Origin of the sequence: Streptomyces sp. E2N166 (assembly GCF_003671715.1) — a bacterium.
Classification (GTDB): domain Bacteria; phylum Actinomycetota; class Actinomycetes; order Streptomycetales; family Streptomycetaceae; genus Streptomyces; species Streptomyces thinghirensis.
Map to the genome: position 1 here is coordinate 1,115,272 of NZ_RAIF01000032.1, position 17,766 is coordinate 1,133,037.

Consider the following 17,766-nt stretch of genomic DNA (forward strand, 5'->3'; position numbering starts at 1 on the left):
GGGCCGTAACGGTCTCATGGGGGGCCTCTCCGGGAGGGTGCGGGGGGAAAGGAGGGGCCGGGGCGGGAGCGCTCCCAACTCCCCACTGATGGGAGCGCTCCCACTTACCGGTTGCGGGTGACTGTAGAAGCGGTTCATGTTCCTGACAAGGCTGTGCGCGCGGGAGTTGTCGAAGAAATCTCGAACTCCCAGGTGGGAGACGTCAGGTCGGGAGCGCTCCCGGTGGTTCCCTCGGCCGGGCCGGTCAGGCGGAGTCCCGGAGTACCAGTTCCGTGCGGAGGATGACGTGCCGCCAGGCGACGGGGGAGTCCTCCGGCGAGGCCTCCATCTCCTCAAGCAGCAGCCGCACCATCGTCCGGCCGATCTCCTCCAGCGGCTGCCGGACCGTCGTCAGCGGCGGATCCGTGGGCCGGGCCGGCTGGAAGTCGTCGAAACCGATCACCGCGACGTCCTGCGGCACCCGCCGGCCCGCAGCGCGCAGCGCGTGCAGCGCCCCGGCGGCCATGGTGTCCGAGGCGGCGAAGACCGCGTCGAGCTCCGGGTGACGGGCGATCAGGCCGGTCGCCGCCCGGAGCCCGCTCTCCTCCGTGAAGTCGGCACACTCGGCGACCAGCGAGGACCTGACCTCGACGCCCGCCAGTTCCAGGGCCTCGCGGTATCCGCGCAACCGGCACTGGGCGACGTACATGTCGAGCGGGCCGCTGATGGCCCCGATCGTGCTCCGACCGCCGTTCAGCAGGTGCGTGACCGCGCCACGCGCGCCGCCGGCGTTGTCGGCGTCGACGTAGGTGACGCCCTCGTCCCCGGAACGCCGCCCCAGCATGACGGTGGGCAGCCCCGCCTTGGCGAGCATGTCCGGCAGCGGATCCTCGGCGTGCACGGACATCAGCAGCACGCCGTCGACCCGGCCGCCGCGCGCGTACTCCACGAAGCGCCGCCGCTCGGTATCGGTGCGGACGAGGGTGAGCAGCAACTGCACCGGGGTATCGGTGAGGGCGTCGCCGACCGCGTGGACGACCTCGGTGAAGAACGGCTCCCCGAACAGCCGCCAGTCCGGCTCCGTCATGACCAGCGCGATGGCGTCCGCGCGGTGCCCGGCCAGGGAACGTGCCGCGAGGTTCGGGACGTACCCCAGCTCCGCGATGGCCTGTTGCACGGCACGGCGCGTCGAGTCCCGTACGCCGACCGCGTTGTTGATGACCCTCGAGACGGTGCCCCGCCCGACACCGGCGCGGGCGGCCACCTCCTCCAGCGTCGGCGTACCGGGACGCTGCCTGCCCATGCCCGCCTCCCCCCAAGAGATCATCCGATACTACGGCGGTCTGTTCGGCTCGGCGGGCAGATCGCGAGGGCGTTGCGCGATCGACGGGGCTCAACGGGAGTTCAACAGGGGCCCTCCAGGACCGTGCGCAGCTCCCACAGGGTCCGCCAGGTGGCCGAACCCTGCTCCGCGCGGCGCCGGACCGGGCCGTCCCAGTAACCGCGCAGCCGCGCCGCGTCGGTGGGGTCGTCCTTGCGTACCACGCCGAGGAGGTGTCCCGGGAGCAGCCCCAGCAGGTCGTGGTCGCCGGGAAGTACGCCGCGGCCAATCCGCGCGAGCCCGCGACGGACACGGCCCCCGCGGTGCTCATCACGGTGGACGGCCGCTCGACCTCCCATCCCTCCTCCGAACCGCCCTCGCGCAGGTCGCGAAACGCTGTGACGAGGGCGTCCAGGACCGCCTCGTCGACCCGGAGCGGCGCGCCGGCCCGTCCCGGCGGAGGCCCGCGCCCGGCCGAGGACCAGCGCCGTCTCGGCGTCGAGGTCCGGAACGGGGCCGACCGTCTCGAAGTTGAAGCGCCGCTTGAGGGCGGCGGACATCTCAAAAGACGCCCTGGTCGCGCAGGTTCGCGGTGGCGATGAGACTGAAGCCGGGTGCGGCGTGGGCCAGGGCGTCGTCGGAGCCCGAGAGTTCGGGGACGGCGATGCGTCGCTCGGAGAGCAGGGAGACCAGGGCGTCCCGCACCTCCGGCAGACAGCGGGTCACCTCCTCGACGCGGGCGATGCCGCCCCGGGGCACCGCCGTCAGGACCGGGGGGAGGCACGAGCGCCTTCCGGCTGAGTCCCCGGGCCAGTCGCAGGGCGTATTTCCAGCCGTACTTCAGCTGGTCCTCGGTCGTGCCCGCCGTGCCCTGCACGACCAGGCCGCTGGTGCCGCACACGTCCGCCGAGAGCAGTTCGGACAGCATGGACTTGGCAGTGCCGGGCTCGCCGACGAGCACCAGGCCGCGCTCGCCCGCGAGGGTGACGACGCATCGCTCGACCAGTGCGCGGTCGCCGACGAACTTGCCTTTCACCACCAGGCGGCGCGGAACGCCCTCGGGTGCCTCGGCGTCCTCGGGCAGCCGCAGGGCACACTCTTCGCTGCCCATGACGAACGTGACGACGGTCCGGGGCGTGAGCCGCCAGGCGGGCGGGCGCGGTCCGTCGTCGTAGCAGGCGAGGAAGGCCAGTTCGGTGGCGTACCGATCCTCGGGCGGCACGATCTGGCGAGCGGTGCCGGGGGAGTGGGTGGTGGTCATCGACGGATCCTCCACCCTCCCGTCGTCCGGGGCGACTTCGTGGTCCCGGCCGTCGTCCACCCCGTGAGAGCCTCCCCGCACCGCAGTGATCAAGTGCCGGAAACCCTGGGCCGGCCCGCTGACGGCGCCGCGCGTGCCAACGGCCGCCAGGGGAAACCGGCGGCCGTTGGCACGCGCCCCGCCGTCAGTCGTCCAGGCGGACCGGCATCAGCAGTGAGAACGTCGTCTCGTCGTCCGTCCGGCGGATCGCGAGCGGGGCCGTGGGGGCGCCGAACTCCAGGACCAGCCGGTCCCGGCCCCCGGCGGCGAGCGCGTCCAGCAGGAACCCGCGGTTGACGGCGACGTTGGCGGGGTGGTCGTCACCGTCCTCGCAGACGGTCACCGTGCCGTCTTCGAGCACCCGGAGCACACTGAGGTCGTGCGACGCGCCACCCTCTTCGCGCCCCGCGCCCTCCTGGGCCTCGCTCGCGCGGACGGGACCGGTCTCCAACGCCTGCCGGAAGGCGGGCACGTCGATGAGGACGCGCTGTCCGGAGGGCAGGTGGACGAGGCGGCGGTAGTCGGGGAAGTCGTGGGCGAGGCACTGTCCGGCCGCCTGACGGTCCCCGGCCTCCAGCGTCACCCGGTCACCGTCCACGGCGAAGCCGACGGGGCCGTCGCCGCTCAGCAGCGCGCGCATCGCGTCGGCGAGCGGGGCGGGCACGAGGACCTGGGCCCCCTGCCCGCCGGGGCCGGCGGCACCCGCGCGCGCGACGGCCATCCGGTACCGGTCGGTGGCCACCAGGTGGAGCGCGTCGCCCTCCACGTCGAACAGGACCCCGCCGAGCATCGGCAGTCCGGGGTCGGCGCCGACCGCGAAACGGACCGCGTCCAGCGCGGCGGCCAGCTCCGACGCGGGGACGGACAGGCGGAAGGCGGCAGTGGCCGGCGAAGCCGTCATGGGGTTCTCCCTGTGATCGAGTGTTGCTCGGAGCGTGGAGAACTCGCTGCGGGCATCGGCCAGCCCCAGTTCGAGACGGCGCAGGTGCGCCTGGAGGAGCCCGCGCACCAGATCCGTGTCCGCACCGGACCAGCCGGCCAGCACCAGCCGGATGTCCGCCAGCGGCATGCCGGCCCGCCGCAGCCTGGCCAGCAGCCGGGCATCGTCGAGTTGTCCGGGGGCGTACCAGCGGTAGCCGCTCACCGGATCCACCCAGGCGGGGACCAGCACACCGGCACGGTCGTAGAACCGCAGGGCGCTCACGCCCAGGCCGCTGTCGCGGGCCATCTCCCCAATGCTGCGCATCTCGCTCTCCACGTCGGCAACCCTGAGCCCTTGACCAGGTCGAGGGTCAATCCCGGCCTCGGCCGCGGCGGCCGCCCTGTGCCGGCGGCCGCACGCCGCGGCACGCCACCGTCACACGTCATCGCACGTCACCGCCGTACACCACCGCCGTACGCCGACCGTGCCGCATCCCTGCTCGTGACACACCTCGTACCGAATCGCACAGGCCCTCTGCCATTCCTGCGCCGTGCGGAAGCCCACCGGCGTCACCCCCGACTCCACCGCCGTCACTCCCGACGCCCCCGCGGCGATACGGATGCCGCTCCTCACTCGGGAGTGGCTCGATCTTGCCTTCGTCCACCGGGCCGTCCAGCCCGCCGCCGTGGCGGGGCTGATGCCGCGCGGCACCGTTCCCGACACGCGTGACGGGCTCACGTTCGTCGGGCTCGTCGCCTTCCGCATGCGCCGGGTCGGCTGGCTGGGGCTGCCCGGGGCGCCGTATTTCGGCTCCTTTCCGGAGACCGACGTGCGGCTGTGGCGCCGGTGTCCCGGTCCCCACCGACGCCCCGGTCGGCGTCCTGTACTCACCGGGTGTCCCGGTCCGCCTCGGCCGCCCCGCCCGTCCCTGCCCTCTCTGCCGCTCGGCCCTTGACCTAAAGCGTGCTCGAGGTTCCAGAGTGGCGGGTATGAACACCGACACCGCGGACATCAAGGCCATCGAGCAGGTGGTGGCCACCGTCGAGCGCACCCAGCGTGCCAGGGACGCCGAGGGATTCCTCGCCCTCTTCCACTCCGACGCCCTCTGGACGACCGGCCACGGCAAGGTTCTGCTGGGCTTCGACGCGATCGCCGAGTTCACCCGTGCCGTGCTGCCCGGCTCCGTCTGGGACGGTGACGTCACCTACGAGGTGGTGCACATCCAGTTTCTGCGGACCGACGTGGCGGCCGTCAAGGTCAGGCAGGTCTACCACTCGGCCGAGGGCGACGCGGAGGGCGCGCCGCTGTACGTCATGACCAAACAGGACGACGGGGGCTGGCTGCTGCACGCCTGCCAGAACACCGAAGTACGGGCCGATTAGGGGGTGCTGTTCGGATCAGGCCGGCTCCGGGCGACGGTGCCTTGCGACACCGGCAAGGTCCAAACGACACCATCAGGGGACAGTCGCCGGTCGTCCATGGGCCGCCCCGGACCGGCACGCCGTCACCCCTGGCGAGGCGGGGGCGCGGTGCTCTTGCGCACGACGAGCCGGGTGGGGACAAGCCGTGTGCCGTGTTCCGGCTCGCTCTGCCGCACCTGGTGCAGGACGCCTTCCACGCAGCGGCGGCCGACCTCGGCGAAGTCCTGGTGCACCGTGGTCAGCGGGGGCAGGAACGAACCGGCCTCGGGAATGTCGTCGAACCCCACGACGGACACGTCCTCGGGGACCCTGCGGCCGCGCTCGTGGAGTGCGCGCAGGAGGCCGAGAGCCATCTGGTCGTTGGCGGCGAACACGGCGGTGCAGTCCTGCTGTTCTGCCAGACGGAGTCCCGCGCGGTAGCCCGACTCCGCCGACCAGTCACCCCGTACGAGGGGCGGCGGCGTGCGTCCGGCGGACTCCAGCTCGGTGCGCCAGGCGTCCGTTCGGCGCTGGGCGGCGAACGATTCCTCGGGACCGGCGAGGTGCCAGACCGTGCGGTGCCCCAGTTCGAGCAGGTGGCGCACGACGTCCCGCGTCCCGCCCGCCTGGTCGGTGTCGACCACCGTGAAGCGGTCCCCGGCGTCCGAGTCCGCGACCACGACCTTCACGTGCGGCGGCAGAGACAGCTGGGCGGCGTCGAGGAGGTGAACCTCCATGATGACGATGACCGCGTCGACCGCCAGCTCGCCCAGCCGGGAAAAGGCACCGCGCACCTCGTCCTGGGTGGGCACCGCGACGGGCAGGAGCGTGACCGCGTACCCCTCCTGTGCGGCCGATGTGGCGATGGCCTCCAGCGTGCGCACGTTGCCCGTCGTCGCGAGCGTGAACGTGATCACGCCGATGGTGCGGAACTCTCCGCGCTTGAGGGCACGCGCCGCACTGTTGGGGCGGTAGCCGAGCTCCTTCATGGCCGTGAGGACCTGCCGGCGCGTCTGTTCGTTCACGCCGGGGAAACCGTTGGAGACGCGGGAGACCGTCTGCGAGGAGACGCCCGCGAGCTGGGCGACGTCCGCCATCGACACGGTCCGCCGACGGCGCGGGGACCGGGTCGCAGGCAGCGGTGTGCCTGGTGTCGGGGAGTTCCTGCCTGTTCCGTCCACCGGTTCCTCTCCTGCTTTCGCGAGCGACCCTTGACCGCCCCTACGGACGCAGTGTAGACATGCCGCCATCGAATGTTTACGTAAACATAACACCTGGTCGGAAGGTCGGCTGATCTCCCTTCGAGGCCCGGCGTTTGCGTAAACCTCGGGTTCGGCAGGACGAACGAGGGGCGCGAGATGACGACGCTGCAATCGCCGGCGGCCACAGGGGCCCGCCCGGCCGGGCCACCGGTGCGGCGGACGCGCCGTTCCTGGACGGGGTGGGGCTTCATCGGCCCGTTCGCGCTCGTGTTCGCGCTGGTCTTCCTGGCGCCACTCGCGTATTCGATCTACCTGAGCCTCTTCCGGACGCAGCTCATCGGCGGTACCTCCTTCGTAGGCCTCGACAACTACGAGCAGGCTCTGCAGGACGGCCGGTTCTGGGACGGCGTGCTGCGGGTCGGCCTGTTCCTGCTGGTCCAGGTGCCGATCATGCTGGGACTCGCCCTGCTCGTGGCGCTGGCGATCGACAGCGGTCGTCTGTTCGGCAAGGACTTCTTCCGCATCTCCGTCTTCCTGCCGTACGCGGTGCCGGCCGTCGTCGCGACCCTGATGTGGGGCTTCATGTACGGCCCGCGCTTCGGCCTGGTCGGCGACATCAATGACGCCTTCGGCGTGCGGCTGCCCGACCCGCTCTCCTCCGATCTGATCCTGGCCTCGATCGGCAACATCGTGACCTGGGAATTCGTCGGCTACAACATGCTGATCTTCTACTCCGCGCTGCGCGTCGTCCCGCACTCGCTCTACGAGGCCGCCGAGATCGACGGCGCCGGACAGTGGCGAGTCATCACCGCGATCAAACTCCCCGCGATCCGTGGCGCCCTCGTCATCGCCACGATCTTCTCGATCATCGGCAGCTTCCAGCTCTTCAACGAGCCCGCCATCCTCCAGAAGCTCGCGCCGAACGCGATCACCACCGACTACACCCCGAACTACTACACGTACTCGCTGTCCTTCTCGGGCCAGCAGCACAACTACTCCGCGACGGTCGCCATCGTCATGGGCGTGGTCACCATGATCGTCGCCTATGTCGTCCAGCTGCGCGGCATGCGCAAGGGAGCGTGAGCGCGATGACGATGAGCGGGACCACCGACGCACCGCGGCCCACAGCCGCACCCAAGCCGACCGCGGCCCCCCGGCTGCGCGCGCCACGCCGCCCACACGGCCCCGGCCGTCCCCGCCGCAGCATTCTGCTCACCGTGCTCACCGGCGTCATGCTGCTCTACAGCCTCGTACCACTGCTGTGGCTGGTGATCAGCGCCACCAAGACGCAACAGGGCCTCGCCCGGTCGTTCGGTCTCTGGTTCGACGGGGACTTCGCCCTCTGGGACAACATCACCGAGACCTTCACCTATCAGGACGGCGTCTTCGGCCGCTGGTTGCTCAACACCCTCCTGTACGTGGTCGTCGGGGCAGGCGGGGCCACCCTCCTGGCCGTCCTCGGCGGCTACGCGCTCGCCAAGTTCGACTTCCCCGGCAAACGCGCCGTGTTCGCCGTTGTCATCGGAGCCGTCGCCGTACCCACCACGGCGCTCGCCGTCCCGACCTTCCTGATGTTCAGCAAGCTCGGTCTGACCGACACCCCCTGGGCCATCATCCTCCCGTCCCTGATCTCGCCGTTCGGCCTGTACCTGATGTGGGTGTTCGCCGCCGAGGCGGTCCCCACCGAGCTCATGGAGGCCGCCCGGATCGACGGGGCGAGCGAGCTGCGCGCCTTCTTCCAGGTCGCGCTGCCGCTGCTGGCGCCCGGAACCGTCACGGTGCTGCTCTTCACCACGGTCGCCACGTGGAACAACTACTTCCTGCCCCTGATCATGCTGAAGGACCCCGACTGGTACCCCCTGACTCTCGGTCTCGACGCCTGGAACAAGCAGGCCGCCACAGCCGGCGGCGAGGCCGTCTTCAATCTCGTCGTCACCGGCTCGCTGCTCACCATCGCGCCGCTCATCGCCGCCTTCCTCCTGCTTCAGAAGTACTGGCAGTCCGGTCTCGCCGCCGGAAGCGTCAAGGAGTAGTCGCCGCAAGCGTCAAGGAGAGTCACCGCAGGGCCGCTTCTGGGCCCGCACGTCCCTGCCGAACCAAAAGGAACTGGAAGAAGCCACCATGCCCAAGCACTCCCGCCGCCTGCTGCGCGGCCTCGGTCTCCTCTGCGCCCTGGCGCTCGGAGCGACCGCCTGCGGCTCCGACGACGACAACTCCGACCAGAAGGCGGTGGGCGCCGCCGACATCCAGGCCGCTCTGAAGAAGGGCGGCAGCGTCACCGTATGGGCATGGGAGCCCACCCTGAAGCAGGTCGCCGCCGACTTCGAGAAGAAGTACCCGAAGGTCGACATCAACCTCGTCAACGCCGGCACCAACAACGACCAGTACAAGGCCCTGCAGAACGCCATATCCGCCAAGAAGGGCGTTCCCGACGTCGCACAGATCGAGTACTACGCGCTCGGCCAGTACGCCCTGACCAAGGACGTCACGGACCTCAAGGCGTACGGCGCCGACAAACTGGCCGGCTCCTACTCGCCGGGACCGTGGAACTCCGTGAAATCCGGCGACGGCGTCTACGGCCTGCCGATGGACTCGGGGCCGATGGCGCTCTTCTACAACAAGAAGGTCTTCGACAAGCACAGGATCGCGGTGCCGACCACCTGGGACGAGTACGTCGAGGCGGCCCGCAAGCTGCACAAGGCGGACCCGAAGGCGTACATCACCAGCGACGTCGGTGACGCCGGCCTGGCCACCAGCCTTCTGTGGCAGGCGGGATCACACCCCTACAAGGTCGACGGGACCAAGGTCGGCATCGACTTCACCGACGCGGGCGCCAAGAAGTACACCGACACCTGGCAGCAGCTCATCGACGAGAAGCTCCTCATGCCCGTCGTGGGCTGGAGCGACGACTGGTACAAGGGCCTGGGCGACGGAACCATCGCCACCCTGCCCATCGGCGCGTGGATGCCCGCGAACTTCGTGTCCGGGGTCAAGGACGGATCGGGCGACTGGCGCGTGGCCCCGCTGCCCCAGTGGACCAAGGGAGCCGACACCAGCTCCGAGAACGGCGGCAGCTCGCTCGCGCTGCCCGAACTCGGCAAGAACAAGGAACTCGCCTACGCCTTCGTCGAGTACGCCAACTCCGGTGAGGGCGTGCAGACCCGCATCGAGAACGGCGCCTTCCCGGCGACCACCAAGGACCTGAACTCCGAGGCGTTCCAGAACACCGAGTTCCCCTACTTCGGTGGCCAGAAGGCCAACAAGGTCTTCGCCGAGTCCGCCAGGAACGTACCCGCGGACTGGAAGTACCTGCCGTACCAGGTGTACGCCAACTCGATCTTCAACGACACCGTCGGCAAGGCCTACGTATCCGGCACGAAGCTGTCGCAGGGGCTGGCGGACTGGCAGGAAGCCTCCCTTCGGTACGGCAGCGAGCAGGGCTTCACCATCGACAAGTAGTGCGGGAGCGCCGGCAGCTTCCACTGACCAACAGGCCCGTGAAAGGACCTCCATGACCTCCCCCCTCACCTCCCGCTTCCCCCATCCCAGGGGCAGCGACGGCACCCGACGGCTCGGCTACGGCGCCGACTACAACCCCGAGCAGTGGCCTCGGGAGGTGTGGGCGGAGGACGTGCGGCTGATGCAAGAGGCCGGCGTGAACATCGTCTCTCTGGCGATCTTCTCCTGGGCCAGGATCCAGCCCACGGCCGACACCTGGGACTTCACCTGGCTCGACGAGGCGATGGACCTGCTGCACACGGCGGGCATCGGCGTCGACCTGGCCACCGCCACCGCCTCCCCGCCGCCGTGGCTCACCACCGCGCACCCCGAGATCCTGCCGGTCACCGCCACCGGTGAGACCCTGTGGCCCGGCGCACGCCAGCACTGGCGCCCGACCTCACCGGTGTTCCGCACGCACGCACTCCGGCTCGTACGGAAACTGGCGTCGCGCTATGCCGGTCACCCCGCCCTCGTCGCCTGGCACGTCAGCAACGAACTCGGGTGCCACAACGTCTACGACTACTCCGACGACGCGGCCCGCGCCTTCCGGGACTGGCTGCGGGACCGGTACACCACCCTCGAATCGCTGAACCACGCATGGGGCACCGCCTTCTGGTCCCAGCGCTACAGCGACTGGGACCAGATCCTGCCGCCGCGCCTCGCGGCCTCGCACCCCAACCCCACGCAGCAACTCGACTTCAAGCGGTTCTCCTCCGACGCGCTCAAGGAGCATCTGCTGGCCGAGCGCGACGTGCTGCGGGAACTGACCCCCGACGTGCCCGTCACCACGAACTTCATGGTGATGCGCGGGACCAAGGGGATGGACTACGCGGACTGGACGGACGCAGGCGCGGTCGACTTCGTCGCGAACGACCATTACGTCATCCCCGGGCCCCAGGACCGCGACGAGCTGTCCTTCTCCGCCAACCTGACCAGCGGCATCGCGAGTCACCGGCCGTGGTTCCTGATGGAGCACTCCACGAGCGCCGTGAACTGGCAGCCGGTCAACACGCCCAAGCTGCCGGGAGAGCTGGCGAGGGACTCGCTGCTGCACGTCGCGCACGGCGCCGACGCCGTCTGCTTCTTCCAGTGGCGTCAGTCCGCCGCCGGCGCCGAGAAGTACCACTCGGCCATGGTGCCGCACGCCGGTGCCGACAGCGATCTCTTCCGCTCCGTCGTGGACCTGGGCCGGACACTGCGGACGTTGTCACCGCTCGCCGGGACTGCGCGCGAACCGGCACGTGTCGCCGTACTGTTCGACTGGGACTCGCGGTGGGCGAGCGAGCAGGACTCACACCCCACTTCGCACCTCGACTACCACCAAGAGGCCCTCGACTGGTACTCCGCGCTGCTACGACTCGGAATCCGCGCCGACGTAGTACCCGTGAACCACAGCGACCTCCCCTCCTACGACGTCGTGATCGCGCCCGTCCTGCACATGGTCCCCCAGGAACTCGCCAAGGAGCTCACCCGATACGTCGAGGGCGGCGGGCACCTCATCACCACCTACTTCTCCGGCATCGTCGACGCGAACGACCACATCTGGCTCGGTGGCTATCCCGGGGCCCTGCGCGAACTCCTCGGTCTGCGGATCGAGGAGTTCGGGCCCCTGCCCGACGGCGCCACGGTGGACCTCGACAATGCCACGACCGGCAGCCTGTGGACCGACCGGATCACCGTCACCGGACACGACGTCGAGGTTCTCGCCCGCTACCGCACCGGCCCGTACGCGGCACTTCCCGCGGTGACGCGCCGAACGACGAGCCAGGGTTCCGCCACGTATGTCTCGACCCGTCTCGGTGTACCGGGCCTCCTCGGGCTGCTTCCGGACCTGCTCGTCCCGACCGGGGTCACCAGTGAGCTTCCCGAGGACGCCCGGGGCCAGGTGGAACAGGTCGTCCGGCGTGACGCGGACAACCGCTACGTCTTCCTGGTCAACCGGAGCGACACACCGGTGACGGTGCCCGGCTTCACCGGCGACGTACTCGTCGGCGCGAAGGCCGACGAGCCCATCGCCCTGCCGCCACGCGGAGTCGTGGTCGTCCGCCAAGCGGCACACTGACAGAGGCGGTCGCACGTGCGGGCCGCGCCGAGGCGCTACAAGGCGCCGCAGGCCGGCGCGGCCCGCACGCGGTCAGTCGTGCTCGGTGGCCGCCCGTGAACCGGCCCGGCCCGATCCGCCCGGTCCGACCGCGCGTCCAGAAGAAGCCCGGCTTCTTCGGGGAGTACGACACCAGCAGGTTCTTCGTCTGCTGGTGGTACTTCATGAGCAGTGGTGTAACCAGGGAAAACGTAAACTGGGCTCACTGTGAGCTGGATGCTGGCCCGTGTGTGGTCCGGATCTTCGTCTTGATCGATTTGATGGGCGCAACCCGGAGATGGGTCCTCCACCTCATCAGGGAACCAGGGACGAGCGCGTGCGGACCGCGGCTGCAACCAGCCCGAATAGGCTGCGTGGCGGTTGCCTCGGCGCCCATCAGAACCTTGTGTCGAGGAGTCAGTCCAGTTGGATCGATCTGGGGTCGGCGCCATGGTCTCCATGAAGCTCTTCGACTCCGAGCGCCGCGTCATCGAGGCTGCGGAACGGCTCGCTGCTGCCCTCGGAAGCGACCCGAACCACACCGTGGCCATCGTCGGCGACAGTCCGGTCGGCGATCCGTAATGGTGTGCTCGGGTCATCTGTCTGGTGGTCGTGAGCCGTTGTGGCCGCCGCAGCTGCCCGAACTCCTCGCCGACGTGCGGAAAGACGGTGCACCGGCGACGCCGGTCGACCTTGGTTCCGTCCGGAACGGGTTCGTCGGCGGGAGCTGACCAGGGGGACGGATCTCAGGAGCCGTTCCGGCGGCTGACCTCGGCCGCGTAGGCGCCCCAGTCTCCGGCGGCTCGCTGCCATTCGACGGCGACGGTGATGTCGATGCCGGGTGTGCGGGCAAGGACCGCGGCGGGCAGCTCGGTGGCGAGCTGGAACAGGGCTGTCGACCGGGTCTCGGCGAGCCGGATGCCGAGTTTGCGGAGACGTTCGCCCATGGCCCAGACGCCGATCGGGCGGCCAGGCTGGCCGCCGGGGAAGATCCAGGGTGAGTCTGTCCGGGCGAGGACGGCATGGCTGCGGCGAACCGCAACCTGCTGAAGGGCGAGCTCAGCGACGGTGGCGGGCAAGTCGACGGGGACGGCGCCGAGGCGGAGGCGGACTGCTCCGTCGGTCTCCTCGATGTGGTCGACGGTGAGCCGGGGGCGAGGGCCGGAAGGCCGGGAGGGTGGCGCACGCCGAGACGGTCTCGGCGCGCGCCACCGGGGGACGGATCACGCTCGATTGTGGGTGTGGCCCGTTACTTGGGGTCGCGCTCGAAGAGCGACTTCGACCAGAAGTAGCCGAGGGCGGACAGACCCACGCACCAGGCGATGGCAAGCCATCCGTTGTGACCGATCTCGGTTCCGAGGAGCAGTCCGCGCAGGGTCTCGATGGCGGGGGTGAAGGGCTGGTACTCGGCGATCGGTTGGAACCAGCCCGGCATGGTGTCGGCCGGGATGAAGGCACTGGAGATGAGGGGCAGCAGAATCAACGGCATGGCCATGTTGCTGGCCGCCTCGGCGTTGGGACTGGCCAGTCCCATGCCGACCGCAATCCAGGTGAGCGCCAGGGCGAACAGCGCGAGCAGCCCGAACGCCGCCAGCCACTCCAGCGCCGTCGCGTCGGTGGACCGGAAGCCGATGGCCGCGGCGACGGCCCCGACGAGGATCAGACTGATGAGCACCTGCAACACGCTGCCGATCACGTGCCCGATGAGTACCGAACCGCGGTGGATCGCCATGGTGCGGAAGCGGGCGATGATGCCTTCGGACATGTCGGTGGAGACGGACACCGCGGCTCCGATGACGGTGCTACCGATGGTCATCAGCAGGATGCCGGGCACGATGTAGGCGATGTACTCGGATCGGTCGGCGCCGCCGTCACCGATGCCCGCGCTCATCACGTCGCCGAAGATGTAGACGAAGAGGAGCAGCATCATGACCGGCGTGAGCAGCAGGTTCAGTGTCAGGGATGGATAGCGCCGGGCGTGCAGCAGATTGCGGCGCAGCATTGTGTTCGAGTCGCGGACGACGAGGGACAGGGCGCTCATCGGGTGGCCTCCTTGTGCTGGTCGGAGCCGCCGGTCAGGGCGAAGAAGACGTCGTCGAGGTCGGGGGTGTGCACGGACAGCTCGTCCGCCTCAATACTGGCCGAGTCCAGCCAGTCGAGAAGGGAGCGCAGTTCACGCTGGGTGCCATCGCTGGGGATGCGCAGGGTCAGTGCCTCGTCGTCGCGGTTGGCGATGCTCAGCGTGGCGACGGCGGTCTGGTAGGCCGTGGGGTCGGTGAAGCGGAGCCGGATGTGCCCGCCCGGGATGAGCCGCTTCAGCTCCTCGGCGCTTCCCTCGGCGGCGATCTTGCCGTTGTTCAGTACGGCGATGCGGTCGGCAAGTTCGTCAGCCTCCTCAAGATACTGGGTGGTGAGGAAGAGCGTGACGCCGTCGGCGAGCAGCTCGCGGATGATCTGCCACGTGTTGTGTCGGGAGCGCGGGTCGAGCCCGGTGGTGGGCTCGTCCAGGAAGATGATCCGCGGGTTGCCGACCAGGGTCATTGCCAGGTCCAGTCGGCGCTTCATCCCGCCGGAGTAGGTCGAGGCAGGCTTCTTCGCCGAGTCGGTGAGGTCGAAGCGCTCCAGCAGTTCCGCAGCGACGCGTCGGCCCTCCTGCCGGGGCAGATGCTGCAGATCGGCCATGAGGAGCATGTTCTCCTCGCCGGTGATCAGGCCGTCGACGGCGGAGAACTGCCCGGTGACACCGATCGCGGCCCGCACCGCCTGCGGGTCGGCGGCGACGTCGTGCCCGCCGACGCGCAGCTTACCTGCGTCGGCGGTGATGAGCGTGGACAGGATCTTGACGGCGGTGGTCTTGCCCGCGCCGTTCGGCCCGAGCAGGGCGAACACGGTCCCGGTCGGGATGTACAGGTCGATGCCGTCGAGGACGGTCTTGTCACCGAAGGACTTGTGCAGCCCGACGGCCGAGATCGCGGCCGGGGGCGGCACACCTTCACCCTTCCTGGACGTGGGCATGACAGGAGAAGACATGGAGCACTCCCTTTCGGAGGCTTTCGTGACGGGGATTGAGCGGGGGCGGGTGGTGCTCAGGTCCGGGCGCGGCGGATGTCGATGTTCCCCCAGTTGGACCGTGCGTGAACCCGGACGGTCTCCTCGGTCTCCTCCGGCGCCTCGGACGTCGCGAGCGTGTTGCGCACCTGCCCCCGCTTGGAGCTGACGTCGAGCCAGGCGGCGGTGCCCTCGCGCACCCCGACCTCGATCGGGCCGTTGGAGGTCTCCAGGTGAACGGTGCCGCGGGCGACGTCGCCGACGTGCAGGTGGCCGTTGGTGGTGGTGCCGGTGACCGACGACTCGACGCGCGCGATGTCGACACCGCCGTTGACGCCCTTCACGCGCAGTTCGCCGGTCACGGCGTCGACGGTGGTGCTGCCGTGGGAGTTCTCCAGGACGGCGGGCCCGTTCACGACTCCGATGCGCAGACTGCCGGAGCTGGTGGTGATCTCCGCCATGCCCTCGACCCGGTCCACGGTGATCGAGCCGTGTGAGGCGGCCAGGTGGAGCGGTCCGGTCGTGTCGAGCCGGACGTCGCCGGCCGAGGTCTTGAGGCGGACCTCGCCCAGCCGGCCCTCGCCGAGCAGCTGGGCACTGGCACCGGAGACGTCGATGCTCGAGCCCGTGGGCAGTTCCACCGTCACGTCGACGGTGCCGGAGCGCCCGACGAGGTTGGCCTTGGGGGTCCTGATGATCAGAGAGCCGTTCGCAAAGGAGATCTCGGTCTGCTCCACCACTCGTGCGTCCTGGTCGCGCTTGGGGTTGCGGGGCTCGACCGCGACGACGGTGTCGGTGCGGTCGCCGGCGGTGAATCGGATGGATCCGGAGTAGATGTGGGCCGTGACCGAGATGGGCTCGGGCGTGTCGAAAGAAGGCATGGCAGTACTGTCCTCGTGGGTCGTCGGACCGCCCCTGCTGGTGGGACGTGGTGTCAGTGGTGCGGTGCGGACGCGAGCGGGGCTAGCGCACCCAGCCCGTCAGGCTCTGTCCGACCGTACGGGTCTTCTCCGTGGTGCGTGTCGGGGTGCCGCCCTCGACCGCGCCGGCCACCGCCCGGACCAGCCAGGCGTTGACCGAGAGGCCCTCGCGGTTCGCCGTCTCCTCGGCCCGCGCCTTGAGGTGGGCGGGCAGACGCAGGTTGATGCGGGCGGGGCCACCGCCCTCGCTGTCGGCCGGCACATGTGCGACGGGTGCTTCGACGGTCTTGACCGGTTCGGTGGTGGTGTCGTCGGCGGGCGGGGGTGTCACGACGAAGTCGGGCTCGAGACCGCGCAGCCGTACGTCGACCGAGCCGGGGGCGAGCTCACGCGTGATCTCGTCCATCGCGGCGGACAGGACGTTGAGCAGGGTCAGACGGGTCGCCGACTCCAGCGGGGCGGTGAGACGCTCGGCGAGCTCGCGAGCTTCCTCCCCTCCGGCTTCGGCGGCCACGGCGAGTTCGCGGCGAAGGTTGTCGACATACGGGCTGAGGTCCATGCCGCTAGCATGGCACCACAATGGCGCCGTGCGCAAGCCTGAATGGCACTACAAGGGTGACGGCTTCCGGGGCGAGTGTCCCTTCCGTGGTACGGAAAGGCGCACCACGCCCTTACCGTGCCACCAAGTGATGCGGGCACCCCCGCGTGGGCGAACACTCCGGGTGGCACCCGATGGCGCCGCATGATGCCATCCGTGTCGTCTCGTGACATCAGAGCTGTACCGCGGACCGGCGGCGGGACACGGTCGTGGAGGGGGCCGAAGAGGCGACGGACCGGTGCGATCGCGGGTCAGCGCGATCGCACCGGTCCAGGGTGCGACAGGGGCGACGAGTACCGACCGGGCCCGCCGCTCACCGCCGCTTGCGGGCAGGAACCACGTAGCGGGCGTAGACGAGGTCCCGCATGATGTCCTCGCCGCCCTCGACGATGGCCACGTACCGCATGTCCCGGACGAGCTTGCCGATCGGATGGTCCTGCGTGTAGCCGAGACCGCCGAACAGCTCCGAGCCGGTCGACACCACCTCCCAGCCCGCTTGGCCGCAGAAGAGCTTGGCGACCAGCGCGGAACGGAGCGTGCCGGCCCGGTGCAGGCCGGTTCCTCCGCTCGCGGCCGCTTCGAGGAGTCGGTCGAACTCCGCCGCCGCCGCCCGGCACTGGTTGCGCATCACGTCGATCAGCGTCTCCGTCTGCCCGAGCTTCCCGGCGAACACGGCGTTCTCGGTGAGCGGGGCGCCCCTGAGCTTCTTGCCGGCCGCGTAGTCCATCGCCAGGTCCCGCACGCGCCTGGCAATGCCCACCGCGCATGCGGCGATCAGGATGCGGCTCGCGTTCAAACTCGCCTCGAGGATGCGCAGGCCGCTGCCGTGGAGGCGGTGCGTGGCGGGAACGGCGCAATCGTCCAGACGCACCCGGTAGGTTCCGGCGCCCCGGACGCCGAGCAGGTCCCAGCGCTTGACGATCTCGACCCCGGGCGTGTCGCGTGGTACCGCGACGACGGCGAAGTCCGCGGCGTCGTCGGCGGACCGGGCGAGGACCAGCAGCAGTCCGGCCGCGTCGGTGTTGGTCGAGAAGTACTTCTCGCCGCTGAGCACCAACCTGTCACCCTCCGTGCGGAAGGTGGTGGTGATCCTTACCAGCTCGCTGCCGGCCTCCTCCTCGCTGCCGAGCACGGCGATCCGTCCGCCCTCGGTCACCAGCGACTCCAGGGCCGGGCGGGCCAGCTCCTCGCGACCGAAGTGCTGCAGCATGACGCCGCCCAGGACCGGCAGGAAGGCCCCGAAGGCGAACCCGGCGTCACCGTAGGCGAGTTCCGACACGACGTCGACGCTGTCCGTCACGGACAGGCCCAGCCCTCCGTACTGCCGGGGCACCCACCAGTTGGCCAGCCCGAGGTCGTGCAGCCGGGCCGCCTCGGCCGTTGGCTGCTCCGGCAGACCGTCGAAGTGCTCGTCCTTCCCGGCCAGCTCGGCCGCGGCGAAGTCCCTTATCCGGGACAGCAGTTCCGCTGTCATGGCACCTTCTCCCTTCGGGCC

15 protein-coding genes and 2 pseudogenes are annotated in these 17,766 nt (G+C 69.9%); 7 read left to right on the forward strand and 10 right to left on the reverse strand.

Features of this window, described 5'->3' with window-relative positions; all coding sequences use genetic code 11:
• Window positions 1–244 precede the first annotated feature (244 nt).
• From EBH09_RS32045 to EBH09_RS32055, 3 genes and pseudogenes are all read right to left on the reverse strand, one after another.
• Window positions 245–1,282: a LacI family DNA-binding transcriptional regulator gene (locus EBH09_RS32045; protein WP_121750347.1), complete on the reverse strand. Its 1,038-nt coding sequence runs from the start codon at window positions 1,280–1,282 to the stop codon at window positions 245–247.
• A 101-nt stretch (window positions 1,283–1,383) separates the two neighbouring features.
• Window positions 1,384–2,561, reverse strand: a pseudogene (locus EBH09_RS32050) (AAA family ATPase).
• Between the two features lie 184 nt (window positions 2,562–2,745).
• Window positions 2,746–3,846 (reverse strand): MerR family transcriptional regulator, encoded by a 1,101-nt coding sequence (locus EBH09_RS32055; RefSeq protein ID WP_121750348.1) that lies wholly within the window; start codon window positions 3,844–3,846, stop codon window positions 2,746–2,748.
• 295 nt (window positions 3,847–4,141) lie between these two features.
• On the opposite strand from EBH09_RS32055, the pseudogene EBH09_RS32060 reads away from it, so the two are divergent.
• A pseudogene (locus tag EBH09_RS32060) lies at window positions 4,142–4,363 on the forward strand (DUF2071 domain-containing protein); the annotation flags it as partial.
• A 148-nt stretch (window positions 4,364–4,511) separates the two neighbouring features.
• Window positions 4,512–4,904 carry an SgcJ/EcaC family oxidoreductase gene (locus EBH09_RS32065; protein WP_121750349.1) on the forward strand — a complete coding sequence of 131 codons (393 nt, stop codon included), beginning with the start codon at window positions 4,512–4,514 and terminating at the stop codon, window positions 4,902–4,904.
• A 122-nt stretch (window positions 4,905–5,026) separates the two neighbouring features.
• Here EBH09_RS32065 and EBH09_RS32070 read toward each other — a convergent pair whose 3' ends face one another.
• Window positions 5,027–6,019 carry a LacI family DNA-binding transcriptional regulator gene (locus EBH09_RS32070; RefSeq protein ID WP_121750350.1) on the reverse strand — a complete coding sequence of 331 codons (993 nt, stop codon included), beginning with the start codon at window positions 6,017–6,019 and terminating at the stop codon, window positions 5,027–5,029.
• A gap of 261 nt (window positions 6,020–6,280) precedes the next feature.
• On the opposite strand from EBH09_RS32070, the gene EBH09_RS32075 reads away from it, so the two are divergent.
• From EBH09_RS32075 to EBH09_RS38065, 5 genes are all read left to right on the forward strand, one after another.
• Complete coding sequence (locus EBH09_RS32075) at window positions 6,281–7,207, forward strand: sugar ABC transporter permease (RefSeq protein WP_121750351.1); 927 nt, start codon at window positions 6,281–6,283, stop codon at window positions 7,205–7,207.
• 5 nt (window positions 7,208–7,212) lie between these two features.
• A complete protein-coding gene (locus EBH09_RS32080) occupies window positions 7,213–8,157 on the forward strand; it encodes a carbohydrate ABC transporter permease (protein WP_121750352.1) in 945 nt (314 codons plus the stop codon).
• Window positions 8,158–8,245: 88 nt separating this feature from the next.
• Complete coding sequence (locus EBH09_RS32085) at window positions 8,246–9,583, forward strand: sugar ABC transporter substrate-binding protein (protein ID WP_121750353.1); 1,338 nt, start codon at window positions 8,246–8,248, stop codon at window positions 9,581–9,583.
• Between the two features lie 52 nt (window positions 9,584–9,635).
• Window positions 9,636–11,687 carry a beta-galactosidase gene (locus tag EBH09_RS32090; protein WP_121750354.1) on the forward strand — a complete coding sequence of 684 codons (2,052 nt, stop codon included), beginning with the start codon at window positions 9,636–9,638 and terminating at the stop codon, window positions 11,685–11,687.
• A gap of 444 nt (window positions 11,688–12,131) precedes the next feature.
• Window positions 12,132–12,287 (forward strand): hypothetical protein, encoded by a 156-nt coding sequence (locus EBH09_RS38065; protein WP_193776642.1) that lies wholly within the window; start codon window positions 12,132–12,134, stop codon window positions 12,285–12,287.
• Between the two features lie 164 nt (window positions 12,288–12,451).
• On the opposite strand, the gene EBH09_RS32100 is transcribed toward EBH09_RS38065, so the two are convergent.
• The 6 genes from EBH09_RS32100 to EBH09_RS32125 all read right to left on the reverse strand — a co-directional run bounded on the left by EBH09_RS32100 (window position 12,452) and on the right by EBH09_RS32125 (window position 17,745).
• Window positions 12,452–12,652 (reverse strand): hypothetical protein, encoded by a 201-nt coding sequence (locus tag EBH09_RS32100; protein ID WP_121750355.1) that lies wholly within the window; start codon window positions 12,650–12,652, stop codon window positions 12,452–12,454.
• 302 nt (window positions 12,653–12,954) lie between these two features.
• Window positions 12,955–13,746, reverse strand: a complete 792-nt coding sequence (locus EBH09_RS32105) for an ABC transporter permease (RefSeq protein ID WP_121750356.1) — start codon at window positions 13,744–13,746, stop codon at window positions 12,955–12,957.
• Window positions 13,743–14,720 carry an ATP-binding cassette domain-containing protein gene (locus tag EBH09_RS32110; RefSeq protein WP_121750357.1) on the reverse strand — a complete coding sequence of 326 codons (978 nt, stop codon included), beginning with the start codon at window positions 14,718–14,720 and terminating at the stop codon, window positions 13,743–13,745. Before EBH09_RS32110 ends, EBH09_RS32105 begins: the two co-directional genes overlap by 4 nt.
• 71 nt (window positions 14,721–14,791) lie before the next feature.
• Window positions 14,792–15,634 (reverse strand): DUF4097 family beta strand repeat-containing protein, encoded by an 843-nt coding sequence (locus tag EBH09_RS32115; protein ID WP_121750358.1) that lies wholly within the window; start codon window positions 15,632–15,634, stop codon window positions 14,792–14,794.
• 82 nt (window positions 15,635–15,716) lie between these two features.
• A complete protein-coding gene (locus EBH09_RS32120) occupies window positions 15,717–16,232 on the reverse strand; it encodes a toxin-antitoxin system HicB family antitoxin (RefSeq protein ID WP_121750359.1) in 516 nt (171 codons plus the stop codon).
• Window positions 16,233–16,584: 352 nt separating this feature from the next.
• Window positions 16,585–17,745, reverse strand: coding sequence for an acyl-CoA dehydrogenase family protein (locus EBH09_RS32125; RefSeq protein ID WP_121750360.1), 1,161 nt, complete (start codon window positions 17,743–17,745; stop codon window positions 16,585–16,587).
• Window positions 17,746–17,766 lie beyond the last annotated feature (21 nt).